Origin of the sequence: Myxococcus qinghaiensis (assembly GCF_024198215.1) — a bacterium.
GTDB classification, from domain to species: Bacteria; Myxococcota; Myxococcia; order Myxococcales; family Myxococcaceae; genus Myxococcus; species Myxococcus qinghaiensis.
Map to the genome: position 1 here is coordinate 28,520 of NZ_JAKCFA010000037.1, position 12,621 is coordinate 41,140.

Here is a 12,621-nt window from a genome sequence, read left to right on the forward strand (position 1 = left end):
CCCGCTGAGAGTCGTTGGCAATCTAGTGCTGGAGGTGCCCATGGGTACGTCGCTCGCAGACCTGGAGGCGCAGTGCCAATCCCTGGCGAACAAGCTCACCCTGCCGCTGCTCCTCAAGCGCAACGCGGAGGAGTACGCGGACACCCCCGCGCTCAGCGCCGGTGACTCGACGCACACGTGGGTCCAGCTTCGCGCGCGCACCGCCGCGCTGACTCGCGGGCTGGGCGCGCTCGGCCTCCAGCGTGGCGAGCGGATGATGATCATGATGTCGAGCCGGCCGGAGCACTGGCTCATCGACTATGCCGCCGTGCACCTGGGCGCCATCCCCTGTACCGCGTACCAGACGCTGAGCACCGAGCAGGTAGGCTACGTCGCCCAGCACAGCGCGGCCACCGTCGTGGTGCTGGAGGGCGCTGAAGAAGTGGCCCGCTGGCGGCCCATCCTCAAGGCGCTCTTCTCCCTCAAGCGCATCATCGTCATCGACGCGGCGGCGGTGCCCGTGGGGGACTCGCGCTACGTCTCCTTCGCGCAGGTGGAGGCGGACGGAGGCAGGCTGCACCAGGAGTCTCCCGACGTCTTCGAGGAGGGCTGGAAGAGCATCCGCCCCGAGGACCCCATCGCGATGATGTACACCTCCGGCACCACCGGAGACCCCAAGGGCGTGGTGCTCAGCCACCGCAACGCCTTCTATGAGGCCATCTCCGTGGACGCCGTGGTGCCCACGCCGATGCAGGCGCCGTCCATCGCCTACCTGCCGCTGGCGCACATCGCGGAGCGGGAGCTGGGCCTGTACCGCTTCCTCTACAAGGCGCTGCACGTGCACATCTGCGCGGACCCCGCGGGCGTGGTGCCGCTGATGGCCAGGGTGCGGCCCCCCGCCTTCTTCGGCGTGCCGCGCGTCTGGGAGAAGCTGGCCGGCGGCCTCAAGGCGAAGCTCTCCACCCTGGAAGCGCCCCGGCGCGACGCCATCATGGCCGCGCACGCCACGGCGCTGGAGGCGTTCCGGCTGGAGGGCTCCGGAAAGAGCGTGCCGCCGGAGCTGGCCCAGAAGGTCGCCGCGGTGGAGGAGATGATCCTCAAGCCCCTGCGCGCGACGCTGGGCCTGGACGCGCTGAAGTGGGCGAGCAGCGGCTCGGCGCCCATCCCCGTGGAGGTGCTGGAGTACCTGGGCGGCTTCGGCATCAAGGTGCTGGAGGTCTGGGGCATGAGCGAGACGACGGGCTGCGCCACCATCAACACGCCCACGGAGTTCCGCGTGGGCGCGGTGGGCCGGCCCATCCCCGGCCTTCACGTCCGGCTGGCGGCGGACGGCGAAATCTTCGTGCGCGGGCCCGTGCTGTTCCTGGGCTACCTGGGCGCGGACGGGAGGATTGAGAGCCCGGTGGACGCGGACGGCTGGCTCGCCACGGGCGACATCGGCACCGTCGACGACGAGGGCTACCTCACCATCACCGACCGCAAGAAGGAGCTCATCATCACCTCCAGCGGGAAGAACATCGCCCCGTCCCGCATCGAGGGAATGCTGCGCGCCCACCCGCTCGTCGGACAGGCCATCGCGATTGGCGACGGCTGGCCGTATGTGACGGCGCTCCTCTGCCTGGACGCGGACGTCGCGCCCACGTGGGCCAAGGCGCGGGGCCTTGCGCCCCAGTCCCTGCTGGAGCTGACGAAAGACGCGGCGGTCCGCTCCGAGCTGGAAGCGCTCGTGGCCTCCATCAACAGCCGGCTCTCCCGCGCCGAGCAGATCAAACGCTTCGAGGTCGTCACGGAGACGTGGGGGCCGGCGACGGGCGAGCTGACCCCGACGCTGAAGCTCAAGCGCCGCGTGATTCTCAAGCAGTACGCGGAGCGCATCGCCTCGTTCTACGAGAACGCCTGACACACCACCCGCCGCCTCCCTCACGAGTCCCCATGCATGCGAGAACTCCGGAGCAAGCGTCCTTCGCTGCTTCCATCGACGCGTTTTGTCGCGCCAAGACGGGCACCCGCGCGCAGCGCGACGCGCTGACCCAGCACGGCGTCGAGGCCCACAACCCGCGGCTCTATGCCGAGATGGCGGAGCTGGGCTGGCTGGGCGTGGGCATCTCCCCCAAGTACGGCGGCTCCGACGGCGGCATGTCCGAGATGTGCCTGTTCGCCGAGCGCACCTCGTACGGGCTCGCCCCGGTGGGCGGCTACATCACCACGGCCGTCGCCGCGAGCCCCTACGCGAAGTTCGGCAGCGAGGCGCAGAAGGAGAAGGTCCTCACCGGCATCACCCGGGGCCGCGTGGAGGCCATCTCCATCTCGGAGCCCGACGCGGGCTCGGACGCGGCCGCGATTACGTGCCGCGCCACGCGCACCAGCGGAGGCTTCCTCGTCAACGGCCAGAAGACGTGGTGCTCCAACGCGCACTTCGCCGACCACCTGCTGCTCGTCGCGCGCACCCAGTCCTCGGGCTCCCGGCACGAGGGGCTCACCATGTTCTGCGTTCGCACGGGCACGCCGGGCGTGGAGATTCGCGGCATCCCCACTCTCAACGGCAAGGAGGTCAACGACGTCTTCTTCACCGACTGCTTCCTGCCGGAGGACTCCATCGTGGGCAAGGTGGACCAGGCCTGGCCGCAGCTCATGTCGGGGCTCAACAGCGAGCGGCTCCTGCTCGCCGCCTCCATGCTGGGCCGGGGCCGGCGCGCGTTCGACGACGCCGTCACCTACGTGAAGGAGCGCAAGCAGTTCGGCAAGCCCATCGGCTCTTTTCAGGCGCTCAAGCACCGCATCGCGGACCTGGCCACGGAGCTGGAGTGCTGCGAGCTGCTCATCTACCGCGTGGCGCAGCTGGCGGATGAAGCGCCCGACCGGATGCTCCCCCGCGAGGCGTCCATGGCCAAGCTGAAGACGACGGAGACCGCCAAGCGCGTGGCGCTCGAGGGTGTTCAGATGATGGGCGGCTACGGCTACGCGACGGAGTACGACATGGAGTCGCACCTGCGCGCCACGGTCATCTCCACCGTCTACGGCGGCACCAGCGAAATCCAGCGCGACATCATCGGCAAGACGTTCGGACTGTAAGAGCGACTCACGACGGAGCGAGACAGACAATGACGGCACGTCCTCGATGGAGCTCTGACGAGCTCGAGCAGGTGCGTGGCCTGGCGGCCACCTATTTCACCAAGGAAGTCCTCCCCAACGTCCCCAAGCACGTGGCCCAGGGCCACCCGGACAAGGCACTCTACCGCCGGGCGGGCGAGCTGGGCCTCCTGTGCATGTCCATTCCAGAGGCGTACGGCGGAGGCGGCGGCACGTTCGCCCACGAGGCGGTGCTCACCGAGGAGCAGGTGCGCGCCGGAGACCCGACGATGGGCTTCGCCGTGCACTGCTCCATCGTCGCGCACTACGTGCTCGCGTACGCATCCGAGGCCCAGAAGCAGAAGTGGCTGCCCAAGCTCGCCAGCGGAGAGTGGGTGGGCGCCATCGCCATGACGGAGCCCGGCGCCGGCTCGGACCTGCAGGCCATCTCCACCCGCGCCGTGCGTGACGGAGACTTCTACCGGGTGAGCGGCTCCAAGACGTTCATCTCCAATGGCCGGGTGTGCGACTTCCTCATCCTCGCGGTGCGCACCAGCGACGTGAAGGGCCACGCGGGCATCTCCCTGGTGTGCGCGGAGGTCTCCGACACCACGCCCGGCTTCGAGCGGGGCCGCATCCTGGAGAAGCTCGGGGGCCATGGCCAGGACACCACGGAGCTGTTCTTCGATGACCTGCACGTGCCCGCCGTGAATCTGCTCGGAGGCGAGGAGGGCAAGGGCTTCGCGCAGCTCATGTCGCAGCTGCCTCAAGAGCGGCTGAGCACCGCCATCCTCGCGCAGGCGAGCATCGACCGGGCCGTGGACCTCACCGTCGAGTACACCAAGCAGCGACAGGTGTTCGGCAAGCCACTTTTCGCTCTGCAGAACACGCGCTTCGAGCTGGCGGAATGCGCGACGTTGCGGAGGGTGGGCCGGGCGTTCCTCGACGAGTGCATCGAGCGACACCTCGCGGGCGAGCTGGACGTGGCGTCCGCGGCCATGGCCAAGTACTGGCTCACGGACCAGGCGTGTATCGTCGCGGACCGCTGCCTGCAGCTTTTCGGAGGGTATGGGTACATGAAGGAATACCCCATCGCCCACCTGTTCGCGGATACTCGCGTCATGCGCATCTTCGCCGGCGCCAACGAGGTCATGAAAGAGCTCGTCGCCCGTTCGCTGTAGCCCACTCCCACACCAAATCCCAAGGAGGCTCCCGGTGAGCCAGGAAGCATTCATCTTCGACGCGGTTCGTACTCCTCGCGGCAAGGGCAAGAAAGGCGCGCTGCACGGCACCAAGCCCCTGTCGCTGCTCGTCGGGCTGGTGGACGCGCTGAAGAAGCGTCACCCGAACCTGGACCCCCAGCGCATCGACGACGTGGTGCTGGGCATCGTCTCGCCCGTGGGAGACCAGGGCGCGGACATCGCCCGCACGCTGGTGCTCGCGGCGGGCCTGCCGGAGACGGTGGGTGGCGTGCAGCTCAACCGCTTCTGTGCCTCCGGCCTGACGGCGGTGAACATGGCCGCGCAGCAGGTGCGCTCCGGCTGGGAGCAGCTGGTCATCGCGGGCGGCGTGGAGAGCATGTCGCGCGTGCCCATGGGCTCCGACGGCGGCGCGTGGGCCATGGACCCCGCCACCAACTACGACACGTACTTCGTGCCGCAGGGCATCTCCGCGGACCTCATCGCGACGATGGAGGGCTTCACCCGCGAGGACGTGGACCGCTACGCCGCGCAGTCGCAGGAGCGCGCCGCCAAGGCCTGGGCCGGCGGCTACTTCAAGAACTCCGTCATCCCCGTGACGGACCAGAACGGCCTCACCATCCTGGACCGCGACGAGCACATGCGGCCGGAGTCCACGGTGGCCTCGCTGGGCCAGCTCAACGCGTCCTTCGTCGGAATCGGCGAGATGGGCGGCTTCGACGCGGTGGCGCTCCAGAAGTACCACGCGGTGGAGCGCATCGAGCACGTGCACACCCCGGGCAACTCCTCCGGCATTGTCGACGGCGCCGCGCTGGTGCTCATCGGCTCGGAGAAGGTGGGCAAGGAGCTGGGCCTGACGCCGCGCGCGCGCATCGCCTCCGTGGCGACGTCCGGCGCGGACCCGACCATCATGCTCACCGGCCCCCTGCCGGCGACGCGCAAGCTGCTCGACCTGGCGGGCCTGTCCGTGAAGGACATCGACCTGTTCGAGCTCAACGAGGCGTTCGCCTCCGTGGTGCTCAAGTACCAGAAGGACCTGGGCATCCCGAGCGACAAGCTCAACGTCAACGGCGGCTCCATCGCCATGGGCCACCCGCTGGGCGCCACGGGCGCGATGATCCTCGGCACCATGGTGGACGAGCTGGAGCGCCGCAAGGCGCGCCGCGCGGTCATCACCCTCTGCGTCGGTGGTGGCATGGGCGTGGCCACCCTCATCGAGCGCGTCTGAACCCCTTTGACTCACCTTTCGACAAGATTCGAGCGAACCCCATGAGCGAGCAGAACACCATCCGCTGGGACAAGGATGCCGACGGCATCGTCATCTTGACGCTGGATGACCCCAGCCAGTCCGCCAACACCATGAACGCCGCGTACTTGAAGTCCATGCGCGCGACGGTGGACCGGCTGGTCAAGGAGAAGGCCGACATCACCGGCGTCATCCTCACCTCCGCGAAGAAGACCTTCTTCGCCGGCGGCGACCTGAACGACTTGCAGCGCATCCGCAAGGAGGACGCGAAGCAGGCGTTCGAGCTGGTCCAGGAGATCAAGGCGCACCTGCGCACGCTGGAGACCTTCGGCAAGCCCGTGGTCGCCGCCATCAACGGCGCGGCGCTGGGCGGAGGCCTGGAGATTGCCCTGGCCTGCCACCGCCGCATCGTCGCGGACGTGAAGGGCGCGCAGGTGGGCCTGCCGGAAGTCACGCTGGGCCTGCTGCCCGGTGGCGGCGGCGTGGTGCGCACGGTGCGCATGCTGGGCATCGTCGACGCGATGATGAAGGTGCTGCTCCAGGGCCAGCGCTACCGCCCGCAGGAGGCCAAGGAAGTGGGCCTCGTGCACGAGGTGGTGGAGTCCGTGGAGGCGCTGCTGCCCGCGGCCAAGGCGTGGATCAAGGCGAACCCGACGGCGCAGCAGCCGTGGGACGCGAAGGGCTACAAGATTCCGGGCGGCACCCCGTCCAATCCCGGCCTCGCGGCGAACCTGCCCGCCTTCCCCGCCAACCTGCGCAAGCAGATCAAGGGCGCGAACATGCCCGCGCCGCGCGCCATCATGGCCGTGGCCGTGGAAGGCACGCAGGTGGACGTCGACACCGCGTTCACCATCGAGTCGCGCTACTTCACCGAGCTGGCCACCGGCCAGGTCGCGAAGAACATGATTCAGGCGTTCTTCTTCGACATGCAGCACATCAACTCCGGTGGCGGCCGGCCCAAGGGCTTTCCGCAGCACACGGCGAAGAAGGTCGGCATCCTGGGCGCCGGGATGATGGGCGCGGGCATCGCCTACGTCTGCGCCAAGGCGGGCATCGACGTGGTGCTCAAGGACGTGAGCCTGGAGTCCGCGGAGAAGGGCAAGCAGTACTCCGTCAAGCTGGTGGAGAAGGCCGTCCAGAAGGGCAAGTCCACGAAGGAGAAGGGCGACGCGCTCCTGGCGCGAATCACCCCGACGGCGGACCCCGCCCAACTCAAGGGCTGCGACCTGGTCATCGAGGCCGTGTTCGAGGGCGTGGAGCTGAAGCACAAGGTGTTCCAGGAGGTGCAGGACGTCGTCGCGCCTGACGCCGTCCTCGCGTCCAACACCTCCACCCTGCCGATTACGTTGCTGGCGGAGGGCGTGAAGCGCACGGAGGACTTCGTGGGCATGCACTTCTTCTCCCCCGTGGACAAGATGCCGCTCTTGGAGCTCATCGCGGGCAAGAAGACGAGCGACGCGACGCTGGCGAAGGCCATCGACATCGCGGTGCAGATTGGCAAGACGCCCATCGTCGTCAACGACAGCCGGGGCTTCTTCACCAGCCGCGTCATCGGCACGTTCCTCAACGAGGCCATCGCCATGGTGGGCGAGGGAATCGCTCCGGCGTCGATTGAGCAGGCGGGCCTGCAGGCCGGCTACCCGGCGGCGCCCCTGGCGCTGATGGACGAGCTCACCCTGACGCTGCCGCGCAAGATTCGCCTGGAGACGAAGGCCGCCGCGGAGGCCGCGGGCCAGACGTGGGTGGAGCACGGCAGCTACGCCGTGGTGGACGCGCTCATCGACAAGCACGGGCGCAAGGGCCGCTCCACCGGGGCGGGCTTCTACGAATACGTGGACGGCAAGCGCGCGAACCTGTGGCCGGGGCTCTCCCAGCACTACACGAAGCCGGGCCACACCATCCCCTTCGAGGACATGAAGGAGCGCATGCTGTTCGCGGAGGCCATCGACACGGTGCGCTGCTTCGATGAAGGCGTGTTGCGCTCGGCGGCGGACGCCAACATCGGCTCCATCCTGGGCATCGGCTTCCCGGCGTGGACGGGCGGCGTGGCCCAGTTCATCAACGGCTACGAAGGCCCCAGCGGCACGGGTCCGCGTGGCTTCGTCACCCGCGCGCGCGAGCTGGCGCAGCGCTACGGAAAGCACTTCCTGCCCCCCGCGTCGCTCGTGGAGAAGGCCGAGAAGGGCGAGTTCTTGAAGTAGCCGCGCGAATCTCACGCAAGGAGAAGTCCCATGGCCCAGGGTTCCACCCGCCTCGCCGCTGTCCCGTCTTCGTTCGATGCGAAGGCGCTCGTCGAAAAGCAGCGTGCCTATTTCGAGTCCCGCGTCACGCTCCCGCTCGAGTGGCGGCGGGCGCAGTTGGAGACCCTGGGCCAGGCCGTGCGCAAGTATGAGGCGGAGATCTTCGCCGCCCTCAAGTCGGACCTGAACAAGAGCGCCGAGGAGGCGTATCTCACCGAGGTCGGCAGCATCTACGGGGAGATAAAGAACGCGCTCAAGCACGTGAAGTCATGGATGAAGCCGCGCAAGACACCAGCGCCCATCGTCATCCAGCCGGCGCGGGCCTATCAGTACGCGGACCCGCTCGGCGTGACGCTCATCATCGCCCCCTGGAACTACCCCTATCAGCTGTCGATTGCGCCGCTCATCGGAGCGCTCGCCGCGGGCTGCACCGCCGTGCTCAAGCCCAGCGAGCTGGCCCCGGCGACGTCGAGCGTGCTCACCCGGCTGCTGACAGAGGCGTTCCCGGAAGACGTCGTCACCGTCGTGGAGGGGGACGCGGAGACCAGCCGCGCCCTCCTCGCGGAGAAGTGGGACCTCATCTTCTTCACCGGCGGCACCCAGGTGGGCCGCGTCGTCGCGGAGGCCGCGGCGAAGCACCTCACGCCCACCGTCCTGGAGCTGGGCGGCAAGAGCCCGTGCATCGTGGACCGGAGCGCGGACCTGGAGGTCACCGCGCGCCGCATCGCCTGGGGCAAGTTCGTCAACGCGGGCCAGACGTGCATCGCGCCGGACTACGTGCTGATTCCTCCCGAGCTGAAGGAGCGCTTCACCGCGCTGGTCCAGAAGGCCGTCACCGGCTTCTACGGCGCCGACGCGCGCACCAGCAACGACTACGGCCGCATCATCAGCCCCCGGCACTTCGAGCGCGTCTCGGCGCTCGCGGGGCACGGGAAGGTGGCCTTCGGCGGTGAGCGCGAGGCGTCCTCACGCTTCTTCGCGCCCACCGTCATCACCGACGCGCCCCTGTCCAGCCCGCTGATGCAGGAGGAGATCTTCGGTCCCCTCCTCCCGCTGGTGGACTGCCCGAGCATCGACGAGGCCATCCGCTTCGTGCGCTCGCGTCCGAAGCCGCTCGCCCTCTACAGCTTCGCGAAGGACTCGGCCGTCAACGAGCGCGTCCTCACGGAGACGTCCAGCGGCGGCGCGGTGGTCAACGACGTCTGCGTCCACTTCGCGGTGGAGGGTCTGCCCTTCGGTGGCGTGGGCGAGTCCGGCCTGGGCGGCTACCACGGCCAGTCGAGCTTCGATGCCTTCAGCCACAAGAAGAGCGTCGTGAAGCGGCCCTTCCTGCTGGACCTGGCCATGCGTTACCCGCCGTACGTGGGCAAGCTCGGCCTCTTCAAGCGCCTGATGTAGCAACGGCCCCCGGGGTGTTCCTCCCGGAGGCCGCCGTGCTTCACCTCCCACCCGTGACAGGCCCTGGCGCCCGTCACGGGTGAGTCGTTTTCAGAGCGTCTTCATGTACTCGATGAGGGCGTAGCGCTCGCTGTCGGTGAGCGACTGGGTGAAGTCGTGGCCCTCGTTGCCGAGCCCGTACAGGTGCGAGTTGAAGATCATGCGGGAGTTGATCTGCTTCTGGCTGATGGGCGGCGGCGACTGGTAGGCCAGCGAGTTGTAGTTGGCGACGACGTTCGCGATGTTGGCGAACAGCACGTCCAGCGTGGCCATCTCGTGACTGCACGGAATGAAGGGGTCATTGGCCGGGCGGTCTCCGCACGCCAGCGCCGTCACCTTCCAGCCGAGCTTGGTGAAGTCGTAGGAGGAGAAGCTCGGGTCGAAGCCCGCGTTGGTGCCCAGGTTGTTGGTGGAGGTCTGGATGCGCTTCCACACCTTGGGGCGGTCCGACGGCTTCAGCACGCCCCAGAGGGTGGGCACGCTGGAGTTGTGGAAGTACGGGGCGGAGGCCCACGCGCCGTAGAGCGGCGTGGCCACGTAGCCGAACGGTTTGATCCACGCGTTGGGTCCCTCCGGTGAGTACACGGGCCCCATGCCGGTGTCATAGGCGGCGCGCGGCACGCGGCGCAGGGCGCTGGAGATGGGGTCGTCGTAGAAGGGGCCGTGGTTGGGGTGCTCGTCGTTGTAGGCGAGGAAGGACGTGTTCCACGCGCGGCGCTTGCGCTCGTCCGCCATCAGGTCCTTGCGGGCCGGGTCCGTGCGGATGGTCTCAATGGGGGTGATGACGCCGGAGATGCCCTTGAGGCGCGGGTCGGGCAGGTATGCGGGGTTGGCCGCGTAGCGCGGCGAGTAGACGCCGTGGCAGCTCGCGCAGGAGCCGTTGCCCGGAGTCTTCGGAATGGTGGCGTTGGCGCCATTGGCCCACAAGTCGCGCTCGTGGAAGAGGACCGCGCCCTGCTCGGCGAGCGTGGTGTTGATGGGCTTCGGGTAGGCGGGGGGCGACATCGAGACGAAGAAGTTGTCGTTGTCCTCGAACTCGGCGGTCAGCGCGCGGCGCTCGGCCGCGTTGCGCCCCAGGTTGGCGACGGCGAACGCCATCTCCGAGCGGACGTTGTCGGACGTCAGCGCGCCGTCCCAGAACTGGCGCGTCTTGAACGCGCGGTACCACCAGTTGGGAGCGCGGGACATGCCACCGGCGTGGGTGGGGAAATACTCGAGCAGGCTGGGCACCATGGCCAGCGAGTCCATGTCGAAGAGCGCGGGCAGCAGGTCGACGATGCCAATGGCGTCGCTCATGCCGCGGCCCACGCTCCAGGGCACCGGGGCAATCTGGAAGACGTTGCCCACCACGGTGGAGCGGAACATGTCGGACTGGATGAGGCCGGCGTCCAGCGCGTCGTTGGAGCGGCCCCACACGAAGCCCGACTCCGATTCCGTGCCCAGCCGCGAGTCATGGCAGCCCGAGCAGGTGGAGGCGATGGCGCCCGTCCAGCGGCCGTTGGAGTCGCGCTCCTGCACCAGGCCGAGCGGGAGCTGACCGCTGCCGCCGTTGGTGAGGTTGGGGTTCTCCCAGGGCATCGGATAGGGATTGCGGAACGGGGCCTTCGACATCCCGTAGCGTTTGATGACCTGCTCGTCGAAGTCCGAGGGGCGGAACAGATAGCCCCACAGCGTGTACATGCTGTAGTACGCGGTCGCCGTCGAGAAGGGCTGGAAGTACGCCCGCGTCTCGATGTTCTTCTTTCCACGGGCGACGCTCGCGCGGAACTCGCCGCAGTTCTTCGGGTTCGGCGCCAGCGTCGTCACGAACGGCGGCGGAGGGTTGTGCAGGTCCACCCAGTACGCGTTGAACTGCACCGCGGCGCCCGGCTTGTTGACGCCCGGGACGACGAGGGTTCGGGGGTCCACCGGCAACAGCGTGGAATCCGGCTGGCCCTGACACGCCGACCCGAACGGAGAACGGTTGGCCGTCATATCCAACAACGGCGGGTCCGCGGCCTCCGCCCGGGTGACGACCAGGGCCAGCAGCAAGGAACTCGATAAAGCCCACTGACGACTTCGGTGCAGTCGCATGCGCACAGCCCTCCACTTCTTATTGGCACACTGACAACAGCACGTTACTTAGGCCCCGGAGTGCGGGCGCACAATACGCAGCGCGTCAGCGAATCCGGGGTTTGGAGGGTTTGGGGGACCTAACGACGCGTGGATACAGGTGTTTTCGCGCGCTCTACGTCATCGGCAGCCGCCACTCGCCGGGCGTCACTCCCAAAACAATTCCAATCAAGGCCACCTGAGCGCGCGACAGGACAATTCCTCCCACCTTGCCGGACTTGTGCCCACGCTTGCCTTTGACTTTCCGTGCCCTGACAGCTCCTCAATCCCTGCATTCCGAGCCATAATGCCAACATCGCTGTCGGGGAGGCTCGCGATGTTCAATGTCATGCAGGTCGCAAGGCAGCTCAAGAGCGCGGTGCTGGCGGACCCGGAGCGCTTCTATACGAACGAGACGGGCGCCTGGGTGACCGGGCTTCCAACACCGCAAGAGATTCGTGTCAGCACTGGACGGGAGCCCTTCTGGATCAACCTGGGCTACTGGCGGGACGTGGAGCGGGTGGACGAGACGAACTGCGAGCGCGTGGGCGAGCTGTTCATGGCGGCCCAGGCGCAGATGGCGCACCTGCTGGCGCGGACGGCGCGGCTGAGCGAGCGCGACGCGGTGCTGGACTGCGGCTTCGGCTATGCGGACCAGGACATCCTCTGGGCGGAGGCCTATCGCCCCGCGCGCATCGTCGGGGTCAACGTCACGCCCAAGCAGGTCCATATCGGACGGGAGCGCGTGCGGCTCACGGGGCTGGACGCCGTGGTGAAGCTGGAGCTGGGCTCGGCGACGCAGCTTCCCTTCGGCGCGGGAGAGTTCGACGTCGTCTTCGCCCTGGAGTCCGCGATGCACTTCCGGACGCGCGGCGACTTCCTGCGCGAGGCGTTCCGGGTGCTGCGCCCGGGCGGGCGCCTGGTCATGGCGGACATGTGCCAGAAGACGGACCGCGAGACGGGCACGGGGCTGCGCCGCCGCCTGCGTCACCGCTACTGGCGCGGCAGGATTGCCTTCCCCGAGGCCAATGTCTGGACGACCCAGCGCTACCTCTCCGAGCTGCGACAGGTCGGCTTCCAGCAGGCCCGACTGGACTCCATCGCCTCGGATGTCTACCCCGCCGTCAACACCGCGCTGGCCGCGCTCAGGGGCATGACGGCCGCCGAGAAGCAGCCCGGCAGCGTCACCGTCGCCAAGGTGCGCGAGGACGTCCAGCGCGCGCGGCAGATGGAGTTCGAGCAGCTCCAGTGGCTCACGCTGTTCAACTGCGACGAATACGCGGTGGTCTACGCGGAGAAGCCCTGAGCCGAGCACTTCGGCACCCGCCGTCCGGAAGGCAGTGACTCCAGACGGTGGGGT

The 12,621-nt window shown here is 68.2% G+C and carries 8 protein-coding genes; 7 read left to right on the plus strand and 1 reads right to left on the minus strand.

Annotated features, from left to right (window positions below):
• Positions 1-40: 40 nt before the first annotated feature.
• From LZ199_RS42540 to LZ199_RS42565, 6 genes are read left to right on the plus strand one after another with little or no spacing between them, the layout of a single operon-like run.
• Positions 41-1,879 carry an AMP-dependent synthetase/ligase gene (locus LZ199_RS42540; RefSeq protein WP_253999542.1) on the plus strand — a complete coding sequence of 613 codons (1,839 nt, stop codon included), beginning with the start codon at positions 41-43 and terminating at the stop codon, positions 1,877-1,879.
• A 32-nt stretch (positions 1,880-1,911) separates the two neighbouring features.
• Positions 1,912-3,051, plus strand: a complete 1,140-nt coding sequence (locus LZ199_RS42545; RefSeq protein WP_253999543.1) for an acyl-CoA dehydrogenase family protein — start codon at positions 1,912-1,914, stop codon at positions 3,049-3,051.
• A 29-nt stretch (positions 3,052-3,080) separates the two neighbouring features.
• The gene (locus LZ199_RS42550) at positions 3,081-4,229 is read left to right on the plus strand and encodes an acyl-CoA dehydrogenase family protein (protein WP_253999544.1); all 1,149 of its coding nucleotides are present in this window, start codon (positions 3,081-3,083) and stop codon (positions 4,227-4,229) included.
• Between the two features lie 34 nt (positions 4,230-4,263).
• Positions 4,264-5,475: an acetyl-CoA C-acetyltransferase gene (locus LZ199_RS42555; RefSeq protein WP_253999545.1), complete on the plus strand. Its 1,212-nt coding sequence runs from the start codon at positions 4,264-4,266 to the stop codon at positions 5,473-5,475.
• A gap of 41 nt (positions 5,476-5,516) precedes the next feature.
• Positions 5,517-7,694: a 3-hydroxyacyl-CoA dehydrogenase NAD-binding domain-containing protein gene (locus LZ199_RS42560; protein WP_253999546.1), complete on the plus strand. Its 2,178-nt coding sequence runs from the start codon at positions 5,517-5,519 to the stop codon at positions 7,692-7,694.
• A gap of 30 nt (positions 7,695-7,724) precedes the next feature.
• On the plus strand, positions 7,725-9,131 hold the full coding sequence (locus tag LZ199_RS42565) for an aldehyde dehydrogenase family protein (RefSeq protein WP_253999547.1): 1,407 nt from the start codon (positions 7,725-7,727) through the stop codon (positions 9,129-9,131).
• 90 nt (positions 9,132-9,221) lie between these two features.
• Here the strand turns inward: LZ199_RS42565 and roxA are convergent, their stop codons facing one another.
• A complete protein-coding gene (gene roxA, locus LZ199_RS42570) occupies positions 9,222-11,243 on the minus strand; it encodes a rubber dioxygenase RoxA (protein ID WP_456094069.1) in 2,022 nt (673 codons plus the stop codon).
• 355 nt (positions 11,244-11,598) lie between these two features.
• Between roxA and LZ199_RS42575 the strand changes: the two genes are divergently transcribed.
• A complete protein-coding gene (locus tag LZ199_RS42575; RefSeq protein ID WP_253999549.1) occupies positions 11,599-12,567 on the plus strand; it encodes an SAM-dependent methyltransferase in 969 nt (322 codons plus the stop codon).
• Positions 12,568-12,621 lie beyond the last annotated feature (54 nt).

Bases quoted from the DNA above. Each gene is read 5' to 3' on its own strand.
- LZ199_RS42575 (WP_253999549.1), top strand. From the start codon at position 11,599: ATGTTCAATGTCATGCAGGTCGCAAGGCAGCTCAAGAGCGCGGTGCTG.
- LZ199_RS42560 (WP_253999546.1), top strand. From the start codon at position 5,517: ATGAGCGAGCAGAACACCATCCGCTGGGACAAGGATGCCGACGGCATC.
- LZ199_RS42540 (WP_253999542.1), top strand. From the start codon at position 41: ATGGGTACGTCGCTCGCAGACCTGGAGGCGCAGTGCCAATCCCTGGCG.
- LZ199_RS42565 (WP_253999547.1), top strand. From the start codon at position 7,725: ATGGCCCAGGGTTCCACCCGCCTCGCCGCTGTCCCGTCTTCGTTCGAT.
- LZ199_RS42550 (WP_253999544.1), top strand. From the start codon at position 3,081: ATGACGGCACGTCCTCGATGGAGCTCTGACGAGCTCGAGCAGGTGCGT.
- roxA (WP_456094069.1), bottom strand. From the start codon at position 11,243: ATGCGACTGCACCGAAGTCGTCAGTGGGCTTTATCGAGTTCCTTGCTG.
- LZ199_RS42545 (WP_253999543.1), top strand. From the start codon at position 1,912: ATGCATGCGAGAACTCCGGAGCAAGCGTCCTTCGCTGCTTCCATCGAC.